This is a genomic window from Citrobacter sp. Cf125 (genome assembly GCF_030333935.1).
Classification (GTDB): domain Bacteria; phylum Pseudomonadota; class Gammaproteobacteria; order Enterobacterales; family Enterobacteriaceae; genus Citrobacter; species Citrobacter freundii.
In genome coordinates, this window is sequence record NZ_JAOWEY010000016.1 from 1 (window position 1) to 17,954 (window position 17,954).

The window sequence follows — 17,954 nt, forward strand, 5'->3', positions numbered from 1 at the left end:
GCAACAACGCCCGCACCAACAGTACGGCCGCCTTCACGGATTGCGAAACGCAGACCGTCGTCCATCGCGATTGGGTGGATCAGGGTAACAACCATTTTGATGTTGTCGCCCGGCATTACCATCTCTACGCCTTCCGGCAGTTCGATGGTACCAGTCACGTCAGTAGTACGGAAGTAGAACTGCGGACGGTAGCCTTTGAAGAACGGAGTATGACGGCCGCCTTCGTCTTTGGACAGAATGTACACTTCAGATTCGAACTTGGTGTGCGGCTTGATAGAGCCCGGCTTAGCCAGTACCTGACCACGTTCGATTTCTTCACGTTTGATACCACGCAGCAGAACACCAACGTTCTCACCAGCACGGCCTTCGTCCAGCAGTTTGCGGAACATTTCAACGCCAGTACAGGTAGACTTAGCAGTCTCTTTGATACCAACGATTTCAACTTCTTCACCAACTTTGATGATACCGCGCTCTACACGACCGGTAACAACCGTACCACGACCGGAGATGGAGAATACGTCTTCGATAGGCAGCAGGAACGGCTTGTCAATCGCACGCTCTGGTTCTGGGATGTAAGAATCCAGGAAGCCAGCCAGTTCGATGATTTTCGCTTCCCACTCTGCTTCGCCTTCCAGCGCTTTCAGAGCAGAACCACGAACGATCGGAGTGTCGTCGCCCGGGAAATCGTACTGAGACAGAAGTTCACGAACTTCCATTTCTACCAGTTCCAGCAGCTCTTCGTCATCAACCATGTCGCATTTGTTCAGGAACACGATGATGTACGGAACGCCTACCTGACGACCCAGCAGGATGTGCTCACGAGTCTGCGGCATCGGGCCGTCAGTCGCAGCAACAACCAGGATCGCGCCGTCCATCTGCGCAGCACCGGTGATCATGTTTTTAACATAGTCGGCGTGGCCCGGGCAGTCTACGTGTGCGTAGTGGCGAGTCGGGGTGTCATATTCAACGTGAGAAGTGTTGATGGTGATACCACGTGCTTTTTCTTCCGGCGCGTTATCGATCTGGTCGAATGCACGAGCAGCACCGCCGTAGGTTTTAGCCAGTACGGTAGTGATTGCAGCGGTCAGGGTAGTTTTACCGTGGTCAACGTGGCCGATGGTGCCGACGTTAACGTGCGGTTTTGTACGTTCAAATTTTTCTTTAGACACGGCTATATTCCTTACTATAGTGCTCTCCCCTATGGAGAGAGCACGGGACTTAGGTTTTAATCCTGTGGATTATTTACCACGGGCTTCAATAACGGCCTGAGCAACGTTGTTCGGCGCATCGTCGTACTTCAGGAACTCCATGGAGTAAGAAGCACGGCCTTTGGTCAGAGAACGCAGCTGAGTTGCATATCCGAACATTTCAGACAGCGGAACTTCAGCATGGATAACAACGCCAGTGACGTTGGACTCCTGACCACGAAGCATACCACGACGGCGGCTCAAGTCACCGATTACGTCACCGGTGTTCTCTTCCGGAGTCTCTACTTCAACCTTCATGATAGGCTCAAGCAGAACTGGTTTCGCTTTCTTAAAGCCATCTTTGAAGGCGATAGAAGCGGCCAGTTTAAACGCCAGCTCAGAGGAGTCAACGTCATGGTAAGAACCGAAGTGCAGACGCACGCCCAGATCAACAACCGGGTAACCAGCCAGCGGGCCAGATTTCAGCTGTTCCTGGATGCCTTTATCAACGGCCGGGATGTATTCGCCAGGAATTACACCACCTTTGATGTCGTTGATGAACTCGTAGCCTTTCGGGTTTGAACCCGGCTCCAGCGGGTACATGTCGATAACAACATGACCGTACTGACCGCGACCACCAGACTGCTTAGCGTGTTTACCTTCGATATCGGTAACTTTCGCGCGAATCGCTTCACGGTAAGCAACCTGAGGTTTACCGACGTTCGCTTCAACGTTGAATTCACGCTTCATACGGTCAACGATGATGTCGAGGTGCAGCTCACCCATACCAGCGATAATGGTCTGGTTAGATTCTTCGTCAGTCCATACGCGGAATGACGGGTCTTCTTTAGCCAGACGGCCCAGAGCCAGACCCATTTTTTCCTGGTCAGCTTTGGTTTTCGGTTCTACCGCGATGGAAATTACCGGCTCAGGGAATTCCATACGTTCCAGAATGATCGGATGATCCGGGTCACACAGAGTGTCACCAGTGGTCACGTCTTTCAGACCGATAGCAGCAGCGATATCGCCCGCGCGAACTTCTTTGATCTCTTCACGTTTGTTAGCGTGCATCTGTACGATACGGCCGAAACGTTCACGTGCAGTTTTCACAGAGTTCAGGATGGTGTCACCGGAGTTAACCACACCAGAGTACACGCGGAAGAAGGTCAGGTTACCCACGAACGGGTCGGTAGCGATTTTGAATGCCAGAGCAGCAAACGGCTCGTCATCGCTAGCATGACGCTCAGCAGGAGTATCTTTACCGTCGTCCAGAATACCGTTGATCGCAGGTACGTCTACTGGGGATGGCAGGTAATCAATTACCGCATCCAGCATCGCCTGAACACCTTTGTTCTTGAACGCAGAACCACAGGTTACCAGGATGATTTCGTTGTTCAGAACACGCTGACGCAGAGCTTTTTTGATCTCTTCTTCAGTCAGTTCTTCACCACCCAGGTATTTCTCCATCAGCTCTTCTGAAGCTTCTGCAGCGGACTCGATCAGGTTCTGGTGCCATTCTTCAGCCAGTTCCTGCATGTCAGCCGGGATATCTTCATAAGTGAAGGTTACGCCTGCATCTTCTTCGTTCCAGTTGATGGCTTTCATTTTCACCAGGTCAACAACACCGGTGAACGCTTCTTCAGCGCCAATTGCCAGCTGCAGCGGAACAGGGTTCGCGCCCAGACGGGTTTTGATCTGACCAACAACTTTCAGGAAGTTCGCACCCATACGGTCCATTTTGTTAACGAACGCAATGCGCGGAACTTTATATTTGTTTGCCTGACGCCATACGGTTTCAGACTGAGGCTGAACACCACCAACTGCGCAGTAAACCATTACTGCACCATCAAGCACACGCATGGAACGTTCTACTTCGATAGTGAAGTCAACGTGCCCCGGGGTGTCGATGATGTTTACGCGATGCGGTTCATACTGCTTAGCCATACCAGACCAGAATGCAGTAGTCGCTGCGGAGGTGATAGTAATACCACGTTCCTGCTCCTGCTCCATCCAGTCCATGGTGGCTGCGCCGTCATGAACTTCACCGATTTTATGGTTTACACCGGTGTAGAACAGAATACGTTCGGTAGTAGTGGTTTTACCGGCGTCGATGTGCGCACTGATACCGATGTTACGGTAGCGCGCGATGGGTGTTGTACGAGCCATTTGATTCCTCGTTTATCTTTTAGGCGTTCAATTTAAGTAGCCCAAAGCGGGCTGCTTACTAGAAGCGCCCGCCTGGTGACTAAAACTCCGAAGGGATTACCAACGGTAGTGTGCGAACGCCTTGTTGGCTTCTGCCATACGGTGAACGTCTTCACGTTTCTTAACTGCAGTACCTTTGTTTTCTGCAGCATCAGAAAGTTCGTTCGCCAGGCGCAGAGCCATGGATTTATCACCGCGTTTACGAGCAGCTTCAACGATCCAACGCATTGCCAGAGCATTACGACGGACCGGACGGACTTCAACTGGTACCTGATAAGTAGAACCACCAACGCGGCGAGACTTAACTTCGACAGTCGGGCGCACGTTTTCGAGAGCTACTTCGAAAGCTTCCAGTTCGTTTTTACCAGAACGCTGAGCCAGGGTCTCCAGCGCGCTGTATACGATAGTTTCGGCAGTAGATTTTTTACCATCTACCATCAGGATATTTACAAATTTAGCCAGCAGTTCTGATCCGAACTTCGGATCCGGCAGAATTTTACGCTGACCAATGACGCGACGACGTGGCATGGAAATACTCCGTTGTTAATTCAGGATTGTCCAAAACTCTAAGAGTTTAGTTTGACATTAATATAAAACGTTTGGCCTTACTTAACGGAGAACCATTAAGCCTTAGGACGTTTCACGCCATACTTGGAGCGTGATTGCTTACGGTCTTTAACGCCGGAGCAGTCAAGCGCACCACGAACGGTGTGGTAACGAACACCCGGGAGGTCTTTTACACGACCGCCACGGATCAGGATCACGGAGTGCTCCTGCAGGTTGTGACCTTCACCACCGATGTAGGAAGTCACTTCAAAACCGTTAGTCAGACGAACACGGCAAACTTTACGCAATGCGGAGTTCGGTTTTTTAGGAGTGGTAGTATATACACGAGTACATACGCCACGTTTCTGCGGGCATGCTTCCAGCGCAGGCACGTTGCTTTTTGCAACTTTGCGTGCACGTGGTTTGCGTACCAGCTGGTTAACTGTTGCCATTAAATAGCTCCTGGTTTTAGCTTTTGCTTCGTAAACACGTAATAAAACGACCTCATACAATATGAGGACGCAGAATTTTAGGTCGGTGTCGAAAAGGTGTCAAGAAATATACAACGATCCCACAATTACCAGGACATCTGGCTGGGATGCTTCACCGTAAGTCTGACGAAGTCAGTATAGCTAACCCTGACGACACTGTCTGAAATTTGACCGCTCAACCCGCGAGCCTTAATGTCTTCTTCCAGTACATAGACCTTAATGGAGGCATTTTGCAGACTTTCAAGGAAACGGCTTCCTTCGATTGCTGCCGTCACGCCATCCTGGAGCAATAAAAGTTCATCGTCTTTATCAATCAGACGAAGAAGAGAGGAGAAATCGGTAAGCCACGCGGAGCGATGTAGTGTGTGCAGCATGAGAGTCTCAAAACCTTAAAATGACGTCATAGTTGCCTAACTCACGGCGTAAATCTTCCGGTTCAAGCGCTGTCGCATCGATCACAAAATTACTCCCCTGCTGAAGGCCCCGCTCGCGTAATGAGGCAGCGCAGAGCCAACATTGATCGATATCGTACAACCCTAACAGCTTGAAGGTCGCGATATAGTCTCGCGCCAGCACGGCATCCGGTTGCTGTCCCTGAAGGATTTGAAAGACGCCATCACCGATAAAAAACACGCCGAGGTCTTCCGTTAATGCAGAGGTCGCCAGCAATGCATCTAACCCTTCACGGCCAGATGCGCTGCCGTGCGGCACGGTAGAAAAGACAAAAGCAACACGTTTCATCAGAATTGCACCACGCGATCGCAGGTCAGGGATGCCTCAGCCAGCGATCCAAGCCCGCTGAGGTTAAAACCTGATTGTAAATTAGCTCCTGCCAGCCCCAGCCGCTTTGCCTCAGTCTCATCAACCACGCCGCGTCGCAACGCCGCAGCCACGCAAATATTCAGTGTTACACCATGCTGTTGGTTCAGCTGTTGCCAGGCCCGTACCAGATCGTATTCATCACTGGCAGGCGAAGTGAGTAGGTTGGCGTTATACACACCTTCACGATAGAAAAAGACGCTGCTTAGCTCATGCCCTTCTTTGAGTAGCGCATGAGCAAATTGCAACGCGCTGCTCGCCTGCTGCGTGCCGTACGCAGGCCCCGTCACCATGATGGCAAAACGCATTACTTATCTTGCCCCTGGAAATCGCCACTTTTGAACTGACGAATATAGAGGTAGACCGTATGTTTGGAGATGTTCAGCCGATCAGCGACCTGGTTGATGGCATCTTTAATATCGAAGATGCCTTTCTCATACAAATTCAGGACGATCTGGCGGTTCTTCGCGTTGTTGGAAACATTGCGATCGGCATTCACTTCTTCGATTGTGAATTCCAGCGTCTGGGTAACCAGATCTTCCACCGAAGAAGCGAAGTTGACGGCAGAGCCCACTTCCGGGGTTTCCGGTGGGATAAAGGTATTCATTATCTGCGAGAAAGGGACATCAAGGTTCATGTTGATGCACAGCAGACCAATCACGCGATGCTCACGGTTGCGAATGGCAATCGTCACCGACTTCATCAAGACACCGCTTTTCGCACGTGTGAAGTAACACTTCGACACGCTGCTATCCGCACCCGTCATATCATGCAGCATACGCAACGCAAGGTCGGTAATCGGTGAGCCAATTTTACGGCCCGTGTGTTCACCGTTAGCAATGCGGATGGCCGAGCATTTCAAATCCTGCAAAGAGTGCAATACGATTTCACAATGGGAACCAATGAGCATCGCCAACCCGTCCACTACCGCTTCGTAGGATTTGAGGATATCGAAGTCGGTTTGATCGAAAGGACGTTGATCCAGCAAATCTAGCTCACTGGTTTCGTTGGTTAAAAGCGACCTGGACATGAAAAAAAGCACTCCTTTTCAGGAGCCTGTCGTTATGTTGTCAGGGCAGGCTCATCACTATTATAGGGGCATCTAAAGTAATACAGCGCACAAGGCGCTTTCCAGTATTAATTATATCCTGTCGATAATAAAAAACCGCCGCCCTGTGGGCGGCGGTTTCTGTTAGCTTATTTTTTGCTGCTGTCTGCAGCTTTATCTGCCGGTGCAGCATCTGGCTGCGCGTCAGCTTTCGGTGCCGGTTTGATGTCTAACAGTTCAACATCAAAGACCAGCGTAGAGTTGGCCGGAATGCCCGGAACGCCCGTTTTGCCGTAAGCCAGATCCGGTGGGATAACCAGCTGGATTTTGCCGCCTTTCTTGATGTTTTTCAGGCCTTCAGTCCAACCCGGGATCACGCCGTCAAGACGGAAAGAGAGCGGCTCACCACGGGTATAAGAGTTATCAAACTCTTTACCATCGATCAGCGTACCTTTGTAGTTAACAACCACGGTATCGCTGTCTTTCGGTGCAGCGCCGGTACCTTCTTTCTCTACTTTGTAGACCAGGCCAGTAGCCGAGGTTTTAACGCCTTTCTCTTTAGCAAATTTCTCGCGGTAAACTTTACCTTTGGCTTCGTTGTCAGCCGCGTCTTTTTCCATTTTTGCCTGAGCGGAGCTCTTCACGCGCGCTTCAAACGCCTGCAGAGTTTGTTCGATTTCCTGGTCAGACAGTTTGCTCTTGTCTGCAAACGCATCCTGAACACCAGCGATCAGCTGATCTTTATCCAGTTTGATGCCCAGCTTTTCCTGCTCTTTCAGAGAGTTTTCCATATAACGACCCAGGGACGCGCCCAGCGCGTAAGCGGCTTTTTGGTCGTCATTCTTGAATGCTGCTTTGCTGTCAGCAGTAGCGGCTGGTTTCGCAGCATCAGCAGCGAAGGTGATCGGGGCATGCAGAGCAACAGCCATTGTGGTCGCCAGCAGCGTTACTTTAAACAGTGATTTCATCCATATCTCCAGGGCCGGGGCATCTCACCCCAGGGTTAACTAACATAAAAATGTACTATAAAGCGTTGCAGAACAAATCAACATACAGGCACGCCCTATTATCACCACTTTTCAGACTCTTTTTGTTTAAATTAGTTTCGTTACCGAAGATTGAGTGCTGTGCAAACAGGCAAAGTTAAGTAGAATTCGCCGCAGTCCGCGATCTGCCGGAGAAAAAAGAAAGAGGTGAATCATGCAGGATACAACAATGGAAACTCGCCTGGCTGAACTGGAAAGTCGCCTGGCATTTCAGGAGATAACCATTGAAGAGCTCAACGTGACGGTGACCGCGCATGAACTGGAAATGGCCAAACTGCGCGACCATCTGCGTCTGCTGACGGAAAAGCTCAAAGCAACGCAACCGTCCCACATCGCGTCGCAGTCTGAAGAGACCCCTCCGCCACATTATTGAGACGTAAAAAAAGCGGGGATATCCCCGCTTTTTTTGTGTCCGAAAGCGCTAACGCTTATCGGATCTACTCACATATACCCAAAGGATTTCAAATCACAGCAAGGCGGCAAGCTTGAGGAAGTCCTGGGAGCATAGATAACTATGTGACCAGGATTCGAAAGCGCAGCCAACACCGCTGTGGGTTGAAAGACGAAGGGTATTAGTGGCAACCGCAGCCGCCGCCGTTACCTTTACCGCCACCGCCGCAGCAGCCTTCGCCGCCGTGCTCGTGACCATGGTCGTGGCCGTGTCCACCGCAGCAACCGTCATGACCGTGGTCATGATCGTGGTCGTGACCGTGCGCACCGTGAACGTGGCCGTGAGCCAGCTCTTCTTCGGTCGCTTCGCGGATAGCAACAACTTCTACGTTGAATTTCAGATTCTGGCCAGCCAGCATGTGGTTACCGTCAACCACAACGTGGTCGTCTTCCACTTCGGTAATTTCTACCGGTACTGGACCCTGGTCAGTTTCAGCCAGGAAACGCATGCCAACCTGCAGTTCGTCAACGCCCATGAAGACGTCTTTAGGAACGCGCTGCACCAGGTTTTCGTCGTACTGGCCGTATGCGTCGTTTGCGCCAACAGCAACATCGAATTTGTCGCCAACTTCATGACCGTCCAGCGCTGTTTCCAGGCCAGAAATCAGGGAACCGTGACCATGCAGGTAGTCCAGCGGTGCACTCACCGGAGACTCATCAACCAACACACCGTCTTCTGTACGTACCTGATAGGCCAGGCTGACCACCAGGTCCTTTGCTACTTTCATGATATCTCCTGAGCATGGAAAGAATAGTGGCGCAGATTGTAGCGGAATTCTGCACCCGTGTACCCTCTAGCTTAAAAAAAGCTGCGCCATATCGCTAGTCCGGATGAAAAATCCCGATCACTTGCTCTTCTTTGCGAACGTGCTCGCGCGCCTCTTTATCGGCTTCCCGCATCTGATGACCGCACTTAACACACTCAACAATATCGATATTATTTTCACGCCACATCGCCAGCGTATCCTGCGACTGGCAGGACGGACATTTTGCGCCTGCGATAAAACGTTTACGAATTGCCATGATTATCCTCTACTCAAATTCATCCCAGCCATCCAGCTGACGTCGCTCTTGCTGCATCTCTCGTTGGAAAATTTCCTCCAGCTCGCGCCGTGCTTCCCTGGCTCGAGAGATTTGTACCGTATCGGTATGCATGGGGATCAGTTCCCGCAGCATGCGCATATCCAGCCGGCGAAAATGCAGCTGAGCACGCTGGGCCTGGTGCGGATGCATCCCCAGTGTAACCAGCGTTTTACGCCCCAACTCCAGCGCACTGGAGAACGTTTCGCGGGAAAACTGCGTCACACCGGCCTGTAATAACTCATGCGCCTCTACACGTCCGCGCGCTCGCGCAAGAATATGCAAATGCGGAAAATACTGTTGGCACAGTTCCACCAGTTTCATTGTGTCTTCAGGCTCATTACAGGTAATAACAATAGACTGTGCCGCCTCTGCCCCTGCAGAGCGCAACAGTTCCACCTGAGTGGCGTCACCGTAGTAGACCTTATAGCCATATTTGCGCATCAGATTCACCGCGCTGATATCTCGCTCCAGGACGGTAATACGCATTTTATTGGCCATCAACAGGCGACCAATAACCTGACCAAAACGCCCAAACCCCACCACAATCACCTGCGGTTTATCATCTTCCACCCAGGGTTTTTCGTCTTCCTCATCCGTGCCGTTAAACTGGCGGGAGAGCCATTTATCAATCAGCTTCATCACCAGCGGCGTGGTCATCATCGACAGCGTGACGGTCACCAGCAGCAACGCCATTTGGTCGCCCTGAAACAGCCGTTGCGAGGATGCCGTTGAAAACAGCACGAAAGCGAATTCACCGCCCTGACTTAAAACCCCGGCAAATTGCATCCGTTCAGAGCTTCTCATGCCGTTAAGACGCGCCAGTACATACAGCACCAGCATTTTTACGACCACCAGCACGATCACACTCGCTGCCACCCACAGAATATGGGTGTAGAGCACGCCGAGATTGAGCGACATGCCAACGGAGATAAAAAACAGCCCGAGCAACAGTCCTTTAAAAGGATCGATTGCCGTTTCCAGCTCGTGTCGGTATTCACTTTCCGCCAGCAGCACACCCGCGATAAACGTTCCCAGCGCCATTGACAGCCCCAGCGCATCCATAAATAAAGCAGAACCCAGCACCAACAGTAGCGTGGCAGCGGTGAACACTTCCCGCACGCCAGAATCCGCAATAAAGCGGAAAACCGGACGCAGCAAATAGCGCCCGCCAATCAGCATGCCGGCAAAGGCCAGCACCTTCATTCCCACTTTAATCCAGTCAAAATGTTCGTCAGCAGACCCCGCCAGCAGCGGAACCAGCGCCAGCGCAGGGATCACCGCCAGATCCTGAAACAGCAGCACCGAAAAACCCAACTGCCCGGATTCACTGCGGTTCATGCCTTTCTCACGCATCAACTGCAGCGCCATCGCGGTCGATGACATCGCCAGACCAATGCCGCCAACCACTGCCGCCTGCCAGGAGAACGCAGTGAGCATCAATAATCCGGCCAACACCACCGCGCTCAGCATCACCTGCGCGGCGCCGACGCCAAAAATTGAACGCCGCAGTTGCCACAGCTTGGCCGGATTAAGTTCCAACCCAATGATGAACATCAGAAAAACCACGCCCAGCTCGGAAAAGTGCAGGATTTCATCCACATCGCTGATGAACCCTAATCCCCACGGGCCGATGGCAATACCCGCCAGCAAGTATCCCAACACCGGGCCGATACCCAACCGCGATGCCAACGGTACCGCCGCCACCGCTGCGAAGAGGAACAACACTCCGGCTGTCAACAAATCTGAACCTTCCATCAGCGGCCTCCCACAGGGATCGGATTCGCCAGCCAGTCACCATACGCTTTCGCATGGCTGTCCAGCTCCTGCTTCGTTTGCCTTCTGGCCCAGTAAACGATAATAGGGCTCATCCAGTGCATGCGGCACATACCGGCCGTCAGCTCGAAAGGGCGCAGCACATCGCTCATTGGATAACGGTTTAGCGCGTCATAGCGGTAGGCACTTTCCGGTTCTCCGGTAGTGATAACGCTACGCCAGTACTTTCCCGCCAGTTGATTCCCTCCTGGACCGCTGGCAAATCCACGGCTCAGTACGCGGTCAAGCCACTCCTTTAACAGCGCCGGACAGCTATAGGTATAGAGTGGGTGCTGAAAAACAATCACATCATGCTCACGCAGCAGCGCCTGTTCATGCGGAATATCGATAAAAAAATCAGGATAGTGCGCGTAAAGGTCGTGCACGGTAACATTGCTGAGCTGCATGGCCGGTTTAAGCAGAACACGGTTCGCGACCGAGTCCTGAGATTCCGGATGGGCATACAGCAGCAAGACTTTCGCTGGCTGGAACATCATCCCCCTCCCGGTTTTGTCTTTTGTCTATTTTCGACGTTTTGGGCTACCATTGCGCCTCGGTGCGGCAAACGGCCCGCACATTACATTATCATAATGATAAATTAACATAGTCTGAACATACGGCGCCTTATGATTGTTTTCTCATCGTTACAAATTCGTCGCGGCGTGCGCGTCTTGCTGGACAATGCCACGGCCACCATTAATCCAGGGCAGAAGGTTGGCCTGGTGGGTAAAAATGGCTGCGGTAAATCTACCCTGCTGGCATTGCTGAAAAATGAACTCGGCGCCGACGCTGGAGGATTTACCTATCCGGGAAACTGGCAGCTCGCGTGGGTGAATCAGGAAACGCCTGCGTTGCCACAGCCCGCGCTGGAGTACGTCATTGACGGTGACCGCGAATATCGTCAACTGGAAGCGCAGTTGAACGACGCCAACGAACGTAACGATGGACATGCCATTGCCACTGTCCATGGCAAGCTGGATGCCATCGACGCCTGGACCGTGCGTTCACGCGCCGCCAGCCTGCTGCATGGCCTCGGTTTCTCCAACGAACAGCTTGAACGGCCGGTCAGCGACTTCTCCGGTGGCTGGCGTATGCGCCTCAACCTGGCCCAGGCGCTGATATGCCGTTCAGACCTACTACTGCTCGATGAACCTACCAACCACCTCGATCTCGACGCGGTGATCTGGCTGGAAAGATGGCTGAAAAGCTATCAGGGCACGCTGATCTTGATCTCCCACGACCGAGACTTCCTCGATCCGGTGGTGGATAAAATTATTCATATCGAACAGCAAACCATGTTCGAGTACACCGGCAACTACAGCGCGTTTGAAATCCAGCGTGCGACCCGCCTCGCGCAGCAACAGGCAATGTACGAAAGCCAGCAGGAGCGCGTGGCACATCTGCAAAGCTATATCGATCGTTTCCGCGCTAAAGCAACGAAAGCAAAACAGGCGCAGAGTCGTATCAAAATGCTGGAACGCATGGAGCTGATTGCCCCAGCGCACGTGGACAACCCGTTCCACTTCAGCTTCCGTGAACCGGAAAGCCTGCCAAACCCGCTGCTGAAGATGGAAAAGGTCAGCGCTGGCTACGGCGATCGCGTCATTCTCGATTCGATCAAACTGAACCTGGTGCCGGGTTCCCGCATCGGTCTGCTCGGTCGCAACGGCGCGGGTAAATCGACGCTGATTAAGCTGCTGGCCGGCGAACTGGCCCCCATCAGCGGCGAGATTGGCCTGGCGAAAGGCATCAAGCTGGGCTACTTCGCACAGCACCAGCTGGAGTTTTTACGCGCCGATGAATCACCAATTCAACATCTGGCGCGCATGGCGCCGCAGGAGCTGGAGCAGAAACTACGAGACTACCTGGGTGGATTCGGCTTCCAGGGCGATAAAGTCAGCGAAGAGACTCGCCGCTTCTCCGGTGGTGAAAAGGCGCGTCTGGTGCTGGCATTGATCGTCTGGCAGCGCCCGAACCTGCTGCTGCTCGATGAACCGACCAACCACCTGGACTTAGATATGCGTCAGGCGCTGACCGAAGCGCTGATCGATTTTGAAGGCGCGCTGGTTGTCGTCTCGCACGACCGTCACCTGATCCGCTCCACCACCGACGACCTCTATCTGGTACACGACAAGAAAGTCGAGCCGTTTGATGGCGATCTGGAGGATTATCAGCAGTGGCTGAGCGATGTCCAGAAACAGGAAAATCAGAGCGACGAACCAGCGAAAGAGAGCGTTAACAGCGCCCAGGCACGTAAAGACCAGAAGCGTCGTGAAGCGGAACTGCGCACTCTGACGCAACCGTTGCGCAAAGAGATCACCCGTCTGGAAAAAGAGATGGAGAAACTGCACGCGCAGTTAGCTCAGGCGGAAGAGAAACTCGGCGACAGCGAACTGTACGACCAAAGCCGCAAAGCCGAACTCACCGCTTGTCTGCAGCAGCAGGCCAGTGCGAAATCCGGGCTGGAAGAGTGTGAAATGGCTTGGCTGGACGCTCAGGAACAACTTGAGCAGATGTTGGGTGAGTAAGGTTTTGCCGGATGGCGACGCTGGCGCGTCTGATCCGGCCTACATAAAGCGTGCGGCCTGCTGCCCGTAGGCCGGATAAGGCAAAGCCGCCATCCGGCAAAAGCCCAGCTTAGCCTTGCATCGCCAGACGCTGGCGGATTTCTTCGAAATGCTCGCAGTTAAACAGCTTGCCGTTGAGAAAACGGGTTTTCAGCTCCCCTTCCTGCTCTTGCTCCCAAGTCTGTTCATCATGCAGACGCAGTTCCCCTTGCTCATCACGTGTGACGCGAAGCAGACCACGGGCTGAACGCTTCAGGCCATTATCGGTTTTCGGCTCTTTGAAAATCGTCCGGCCTTTGCCGTCGACTTCTCCCCACGTCGCTTTCATCGCAAAACCGAAGGTGTCACGCGTGTTGTACTGATAGGTAAAGGAACCGACGCCAAACACGACGTTTGAACTGGCAAAGCCTTTCGCTTCCAGACGACGCAGGATCTCATTCGCTCGCTCAAGGGTGATGGAGTCGCCATAAATCAGTCCAACATGTGGGTCGAGCACCTTGTAACCTTTGGCGTTAATCGTACCGCCAAAAATCTCCCACAGCACTTCCACGGACCCTTTCTCCTGAGCGGTACGATCGCTGCTTGTATCGTTATCTTCGCCAGTACCGCACAGAATCTCTACCGGGTTGCCGCTATCCGGACGGAATACCACACGACCTTCACGCGCCAGAATGATGCTCTTCAGTTCGCGAGTAAATTCCGTCAGCACCTGCCAGTAGTCCCAGGTATCAGATACTATCGATACAAATCCTTGCGGGTAGAGATCGGCAATCAGGCGGCGGAAGGTTTCAATCTCATGCTCGCGCTCGCCCATACACATCACGCTGTGTTCAGTAGCTGGAATGCTGGCGCCGATAAAATAGGGCTCGCCGTCGGTGTAGTAATCGCGGGCGTACAACAGAGATGGAATACTGTCGGTCCCTTTAAAGCTCAACAAATGCCCACTGCCCGCCTGCATGGTGTCCTGTAATCCGGACATACCGCGAAATGAAAAGTCATGGCACTGGAAGTCAAGATGCGTCAGGTCGCTACAGGTTTTCTGTGCCCAGCGTGCGCAGATTTTACGGTAATGGTGAGCAATCGTGGCGTTTGTCGACGCTTTCCACAATTCCGCCGACAGGACGGTCTCCAGGTAATTCACCAGCCAGAAAAATTCGGGTTTGGTGTTGATAATGGTTAAAACCGGCACAGTCATTGGAACTTTGCTACCTTCATCCAGCGCCTTGATATGCAGCGGCAGATAGCCCAACTGATGCAATGCACGAATATGGTCCACCGCCACCGCATCTTTGCCGAGATAGCTATCCATGACCTGTTTGTATTCACTCACAACCTCATCTTCCGGGCGGGCAAAGAACGCCTCATTAAACAGGTCGACTAAAAACCACTGCATAAACCCCTGCAGGCCGAAAAATACCAGTTTGCCATCCGCCAACGGCGAGGAGAAAAAGCGATCGCTGCGTGGGGTAAAGTTGGAATATACGCGACGGGTGCCCTGCGGATACTGAACGCGGTGAGACACTTTGTAGCCGTCGATAGCTAAAATTGGATTCATTTTCATAATCAGTCTCTCCCTCAGGCGCGGTAAATCGCGTCAATATCGATAAGTTCAAGCTGCGGATGTTCCAGCGTCGGGGCAGCTAAAGAAGTGGTGGTGTAGATGGCGTCAATACCGTTAGCAAACAGGTGTTCAACGCCCTTAGAAAAGATCCCGTGGGTGACGTACAGGCTAACGCTGCGGGCACCGGCATCACGTAGCACCTGCGCAGAACCTATGAAGGTGCCGCCAGCATCACACAGGTCGTCGACAATCAGCAGATCCCTCCCCCTGACGTCTCCGGCCAATAACGCAAATCCCGTCAGGCTGCCGCTTGCCACATCACGTTTTTTGCTCAGGATGGCGTACTGCTCCACACCGGCCGCTCTGGCTACGGCATCAATCTTCTTCAGCGATCCTGCATCGGGAGCAACCAACATCAGCGCGTTTTGCTGAAACAGCCGCGATAATGACGCGCTTTGCATCAGGCAAACCTCCTGGGGGATCGCCACAAAGTTGTCGATTGCAGCCGCCGCCGCGTCACTGTGCGGGTCGAGCACGTTGACCTTGTCAAATTTCAACGTATTGAGCTGACTGGCGAAGACTTTCAGCGCAAAGCTGTCACCCGATACCATATGTCTGTCCTGACGCGCCCACGGCAGCCAGGGAAGGTCGAGATGGCTGACCAGTACATCGGTCTGATGACGGACCGCCTCAACCAGTTGCGCCAGCAGCATAAAATCGTTCATATCGCGCATAGCCGTGGCACGGATGCGCATCAGGCGAGCAAAGGTTGGCAACGCATCGGTGACTTTTAACCAGACAGCACCATCAGGAAAAACACCGCTGGCAACGGCATAGACCTGGTCGTCCAAAGTTAGTGTCAATTTTATGTTCATCGCGCTCACCCCTTAATTGTGTCCCTTCGACACAATTAATAATGTCTCTAAGACACATATTAAGCAAGCAGAAAATGAATTATTTTTAAGCTGTTAGTTAATCCACTGATAAGTAATGAGAAAAAACGAACCTTGCCCCCCGGTGCCGGGCTGGTACACTTATCAGCGTTACAAATCATCGTGAGTACCTTATGACCACCGAAGCCGACTACCTGAATCAGTACGACGCCAGCCGCTTCCCTTCACCTCTGGTGACGGTAGATAGTGCGTTATTTACCCTGCATCAGCAGGCGCTGTGCGTATTACTGGTCGAGCGGGCAATGCAGCCGCAAAAAGGACGTTGGGGATTACCCGGCGGCTTTATTGATATCGAAAACGATGATTCAACCCGTGCCACCGCGCTGCGCAAACTCACTGAAAAAACGGGTGTTTCGCCTTCGTGGCTGGAACAAATGGATACCTTTTCCGGGCCTGATCGTGACCCGCGCGGCTGGAGCCTGACGGTCACCTGGTTTGCACTAATCGCCTGGGTAGACTGCGCGCCCCATATCGCCAGCGTCAGCAATGCCCGTTGGGTGCCGGTTGATGAGCTGAAAAACTATTCACTCGCGTTTGATCACGAGAAAATCATTACAGCGGCGCTGCATCGCTTGCGGCAAAAAACGATGTACTCGCTCCTGCCAGTGTACTGCTTGCCAGAAACATTTACCCATGGGCAACTACTCGAAGCCACTGAGGTGATCCTCGGTCAGTCGATCCAGCGTAAAAGTCTGATTCGTCGCTTTGAAGCGTCAGGAATGTTTGAAGATACTGGAGAAAGCGTGGCGACAGGGACGCGTAAAGCCCGCCTGTGGCGACGTAAACCTAACGTCGATTTTCATTTTTTCTCGCGTAACCTGCTGACTGACTAGCGACAAAATCACATATTGGCTAACCCGCACGCGCTGTGCGCGGTATAGTTATTCTTTCCGATTATTAATTGCTCCGGTGTTATGGTTGAAATCACGTCCACAGAAATGACCCCACCTACCGACGATTCGCGAGAATTCCGCCCGATGCGCGGTATCAGTAACCGCCATCTGCAGACGATGCTGCCGCGATTAATTCGCCGTAAGGTGAAGTTCGACGCCCACTGGCAGCGTCTGGAATTGCCCGACGGCGATTTCGTCGATCTGGCGTGGAGTGAAGATCCGCAACAGGCGAGACACAAACCGCGCCTGGTGGTTTTTCACGGTCTGGAAGGTAGTCTGAACAGCCCCTACGCACATGGCCTGATTGAAGCAGCACAAAAGCGCGGCTGGCTGGGCGTGGTAATGCATTTTCGCGGTTGCAGTGGTGAGCCCAATCGTTTGAACCGTATTTATCACTCCGGTGAAACAGAAGATGGCACCTGGTTTTTACACTGGCTGGATCGTGAGTTCGGTCGCGCACCGACCGCCGCGGTAGGTTATTCACTCGGTGGAAACATGCTGGCTTGTCTGCTGGCAAAAGAAGGCAACAATATTCCGATAGATGCAGCGGTTATCGTTTCTGCGCCTTTCGTGCTCGAAGCCTGTAGCTACCATATGGACAAGGGCTTTTCCCGTGTCTATCAGCGCTACCTGCTCAATTTATTGAAAGCCAACGCCTCGCGTAAGCTTGAGGCGTATCCCGGTTCGCTGCCGGTAAGCCTGGCCCAGTTGAAATCTTTGCGCCGCATTCGCGATTTTGACGATCTGATCACCGCCAAAATCCACGGTTTCGCCGATGCTATAGACTATTACCGCCAGTGCAGCGCCATGCCGTTGCTCAATCGGATCGCCAAACCAACGCTGATTATCCATGCTAAAGACGATCCGTTTATGGATCATCACGTGATCCCGAAACCGGAAAATCTGCCTTCGCAGGTGGAATATCAGCTGACTGAACATGGCGGCCACGTCGGATTTATTGGTGGCACAGTGCGCCGTCCTGAGATGTGGCTGGAATCAAGAATCCCGGACTGGCTGACAACGTATCTGGAGGCGTCATCATGATTATCCCATGGCAAGATATCTCTCCGGACGCGCTGGACAATCTGATTGAAAGCTTTGTCTTGCGTGAAGGCACCGATTACGGTGAACATGAACGCTCGCTCGAACAAAAAGTCGCCGACGTCAAACGCCAACTACAATCAGGTGAAGCCGTGCTGGTGTGGTCCGAACTGCATGAAACGGTCAACATTATGCCGAGGAAGCAGATTCACGAGTAATCCGTAGCCGCCGGCCGACTTTACTATAATTACA

Annotated in this window: 19 protein-coding genes and 1 pseudogene; 5 read left to right on the forward strand and 15 right to left on the reverse strand. The window is 52.6% G+C overall.

Annotated features, from left to right (window positions below; genetic code table 11):
- From tuf to fkpA, 9 genes are all read right to left on the reverse strand, one after another.
- The coding region (gene tuf, locus OGV89_RS01175) for an elongation factor Tu (protein ID WP_049014834.1) at positions 1–1,169 on the reverse strand (1,169 nt) is incomplete at its 3' end.
- A gap of 69 nt (positions 1,170–1,238) precedes the next feature.
- Entirely contained in the window at positions 1,239–3,353 is a 2,115-nt protein-coding gene (gene fusA / locus OGV89_RS01180) for an elongation factor G (RefSeq protein WP_003023659.1), read from the reverse strand.
- A gap of 96 nt (positions 3,354–3,449) precedes the next feature.
- Entirely contained in the window at positions 3,450–3,920 is a 471-nt protein-coding gene (rpsG, locus tag OGV89_RS01185) for a 30S ribosomal protein S7 (RefSeq protein ID WP_003023657.1), read from the reverse strand.
- Positions 3,921–4,015: 95 nt separating this feature from the next.
- Positions 4,016–4,390: a 30S ribosomal protein S12 gene (gene rpsL, locus OGV89_RS01190; protein ID WP_003023654.1), complete on the reverse strand. Its 375-nt coding sequence runs from the start codon at positions 4,388–4,390 to the stop codon at positions 4,016–4,018.
- Positions 4,391–4,515: 125 nt separating this feature from the next.
- Positions 4,516–4,803 carry a sulfurtransferase complex subunit TusB gene (tusB, locus tag OGV89_RS01195; RefSeq protein ID WP_003023651.1) on the reverse strand — a complete coding sequence of 96 codons (288 nt, stop codon included), beginning with the start codon at positions 4,801–4,803 and terminating at the stop codon, positions 4,516–4,518.
- 7 nt (positions 4,804–4,810) lie between these two features.
- Entirely contained in the window at positions 4,811–5,170 is a 360-nt protein-coding gene (tusC, locus tag OGV89_RS01200; protein ID WP_003837966.1) for a sulfurtransferase complex subunit TusC, read from the reverse strand.
- The gene (gene tusD / locus OGV89_RS01205) at positions 5,170–5,556 is read right to left on the reverse strand and encodes a sulfurtransferase complex subunit TusD (RefSeq protein ID WP_003023646.1); all 387 of its coding nucleotides are present in this window, start codon (positions 5,554–5,556) and stop codon (positions 5,170–5,172) included. Before tusD ends, tusC begins: the two co-directional genes overlap by 1 nt.
- Complete coding sequence (locus tag OGV89_RS01210) at positions 5,556–6,278, reverse strand: helix-turn-helix transcriptional regulator (protein WP_003023643.1); 723 nt, start codon at positions 6,276–6,278, stop codon at positions 5,556–5,558. Before OGV89_RS01210 ends, tusD begins: the two co-directional genes overlap by 1 nt.
- A 167-nt stretch (positions 6,279–6,445) precedes the next feature.
- Positions 6,446–7,264, reverse strand: a complete 819-nt coding sequence (gene fkpA, locus OGV89_RS01215; RefSeq protein ID WP_003023641.1) for an FKBP-type peptidyl-prolyl cis-trans isomerase — start codon at positions 7,262–7,264, stop codon at positions 6,446–6,448.
- A 232-nt stretch (positions 7,265–7,496) separates the two neighbouring features.
- On the opposite strand from fkpA, the gene OGV89_RS01220 reads away from it, so the two are divergent.
- A complete protein-coding gene (locus OGV89_RS01220) occupies positions 7,497–7,715 on the forward strand; it encodes a protein SlyX (protein WP_003023639.1) in 219 nt (72 codons plus the stop codon).
- A gap of 199 nt (positions 7,716–7,914) precedes the next feature.
- Here the strand turns inward: OGV89_RS01220 and slyD are convergent, their stop codons facing one another.
- The 4 genes from slyD to kefG form a co-directional block, all read right to left on the reverse strand.
- Entirely contained in the window at positions 7,915–8,520 is a 606-nt protein-coding gene (slyD, locus tag OGV89_RS01225; protein ID WP_003023634.1) for a peptidylprolyl isomerase, read from the reverse strand.
- A 94-nt stretch (positions 8,521–8,614) separates the two neighbouring features.
- Positions 8,615–8,815: a YheV family putative zinc ribbon protein gene (locus OGV89_RS01230; RefSeq protein ID WP_003023632.1), complete on the reverse strand. Its 201-nt coding sequence runs from the start codon at positions 8,813–8,815 to the stop codon at positions 8,615–8,617.
- A gap of 9 nt (positions 8,816–8,824) precedes the next feature.
- The gene (kefB, locus tag OGV89_RS01235) at positions 8,825–10,630 is read right to left on the reverse strand and encodes a glutathione-regulated potassium-efflux system protein KefB (protein ID WP_003023630.1); all 1,806 of its coding nucleotides are present in this window, start codon (positions 10,628–10,630) and stop codon (positions 8,825–8,827) included.
- Positions 10,630–11,181, reverse strand: coding sequence for a glutathione-regulated potassium-efflux system ancillary protein KefG (gene kefG / locus OGV89_RS01240; RefSeq protein ID WP_003023629.1), 552 nt, complete (start codon positions 11,179–11,181; stop codon positions 10,630–10,632). Before kefG ends, kefB begins: the two co-directional genes overlap by 1 nt.
- Positions 11,182–11,313: 132 nt before the next feature.
- On the opposite strand from kefG, the gene OGV89_RS01245 reads away from it, so the two are divergent.
- A complete protein-coding gene (locus tag OGV89_RS01245; protein WP_181825945.1) occupies positions 11,314–13,215 on the forward strand; it encodes an ABC transporter ATP-binding protein in 1,902 nt (633 codons plus the stop codon).
- A gap of 109 nt (positions 13,216–13,324) precedes the next feature.
- Here the strand turns inward: OGV89_RS01245 and OGV89_RS01250 are convergent, their stop codons facing one another.
- Together OGV89_RS01250 and prs are read right to left on the reverse strand one after the other, a co-directional pair.
- Entirely contained in the window at positions 13,325–14,815 is a 1,491-nt protein-coding gene (locus tag OGV89_RS01250) for a nicotinate phosphoribosyltransferase (protein ID WP_181825944.1), read from the reverse strand.
- 14 nt (positions 14,816–14,829) lie between these two features.
- Positions 14,830–15,690 carry a ribose-phosphate diphosphokinase gene (gene prs / locus OGV89_RS01255; protein ID WP_003023622.1) on the reverse strand — a complete coding sequence of 287 codons (861 nt, stop codon included), beginning with the start codon at positions 15,688–15,690 and terminating at the stop codon, positions 14,830–14,832.
- Between the two features lie 191 nt (positions 15,691–15,881).
- Between prs and OGV89_RS01260 the strand changes: the two genes are divergently transcribed.
- From OGV89_RS01260 to OGV89_RS01270, 3 genes and pseudogenes are all read left to right on the forward strand, one after another.
- Positions 15,882–16,601: an NUDIX hydrolase gene (locus OGV89_RS01260; protein ID WP_003847950.1), complete on the forward strand. Its 720-nt coding sequence runs from the start codon at positions 15,882–15,884 to the stop codon at positions 16,599–16,601.
- Positions 16,602–16,636: 35 nt separating this feature from the next.
- Positions 16,637–17,705: pseudogene (locus tag OGV89_RS01265) on the forward strand (hydrolase).
- Positions 17,702–17,920: a YheU family protein gene (locus OGV89_RS01270; protein WP_003023615.1), complete on the forward strand. Its 219-nt coding sequence runs from the start codon at positions 17,702–17,704 to the stop codon at positions 17,918–17,920. Before OGV89_RS01265 ends, OGV89_RS01270 begins: the two are co-directional and overlap by 4 nt.
- The last annotated feature ends 34 nt before the right edge of the window (positions 17,921–17,954 follow it).

Excerpts from the sequence above, each read along its gene's own strand:
- rpsL (WP_003023654.1), bottom strand. The coding sequence starts at position 4,390 with ATGGCAACAGTTAACCAGCTGGTACGCAAACCACGTGCACGCAAAGTT.
- slyD (WP_003023634.1), bottom strand. The coding sequence starts at position 8,520 with ATGAAAGTAGCAAAGGACCTGGTGGTCAGCCTGGCCTATCAGGTACGT.
- tusC (WP_003837966.1), bottom strand. The coding sequence starts at position 5,170 with ATGAAACGTGTTGCTTTTGTCTTTTCTACCGTGCCGCACGGCAGCGCA.
- OGV89_RS01260 (WP_003847950.1), top strand. The coding sequence starts at position 15,882 with ATGACCACCGAAGCCGACTACCTGAATCAGTACGACGCCAGCCGCTTC.
- fkpA (WP_003023641.1), bottom strand. The coding sequence starts at position 7,264 with ATGAAATCACTGTTTAAAGTAACGCTGCTGGCGACCACAATGGCTGTT.
- OGV89_RS01220 (WP_003023639.1), top strand. The coding sequence starts at position 7,497 with ATGCAGGATACAACAATGGAAACTCGCCTGGCTGAACTGGAAAGTCGC.
- OGV89_RS01230 (WP_003023632.1), bottom strand. The coding sequence starts at position 8,815 with ATGGCAATTCGTAAACGTTTTATCGCAGGCGCAAAATGTCCGTCCTGC.
- OGV89_RS01245 (WP_181825945.1), top strand. The coding sequence starts at position 11,314 with ATGATTGTTTTCTCATCGTTACAAATTCGTCGCGGCGTGCGCGTCTTG.
- OGV89_RS01270 (WP_003023615.1), top strand. The coding sequence starts at position 17,702 with ATGATTATCCCATGGCAAGATATCTCTCCGGACGCGCTGGACAATCTG.
- prs (WP_003023622.1), bottom strand. The coding sequence starts at position 15,690 with ATGAACATAAAATTGACACTAACTTTGGACGACCAGGTCTATGCCGTT.
- OGV89_RS01210 (WP_003023643.1), bottom strand. The coding sequence starts at position 6,278 with ATGTCCAGGTCGCTTTTAACCAACGAAACCAGTGAGCTAGATTTGCTG.
- tusD (WP_003023646.1), bottom strand. The coding sequence starts at position 5,556 with ATGCGTTTTGCCATCATGGTGACGGGGCCTGCGTACGGCACGCAGCAG.
- kefG (WP_003023629.1), bottom strand. The coding sequence starts at position 11,181 with ATGTTCCAGCCAGCGAAAGTCTTGCTGCTGTATGCCCATCCGGAATCT.
- tusB (WP_003023651.1), bottom strand. The coding sequence starts at position 4,803 with ATGCTGCACACACTACATCGCTCCGCGTGGCTTACCGATTTCTCCTCT.
- OGV89_RS01250 (WP_181825944.1), bottom strand. The coding sequence starts at position 14,815 with ATGAAAATGAATCCAATTTTAGCTATCGACGGCTACAAAGTGTCTCAC.
- kefB (WP_003023630.1), bottom strand. The coding sequence starts at position 10,630 with ATGGAAGGTTCAGATTTGTTGACAGCCGGAGTGTTGTTCCTCTTCGCA.
- fusA (WP_003023659.1), bottom strand. The coding sequence starts at position 3,353 with ATGGCTCGTACAACACCCATCGCGCGCTACCGTAACATCGGTATCAGT.
- rpsG (WP_003023657.1), bottom strand. The coding sequence starts at position 3,920 with ATGCCACGTCGTCGCGTCATTGGTCAGCGTAAAATTCTGCCGGATCCG.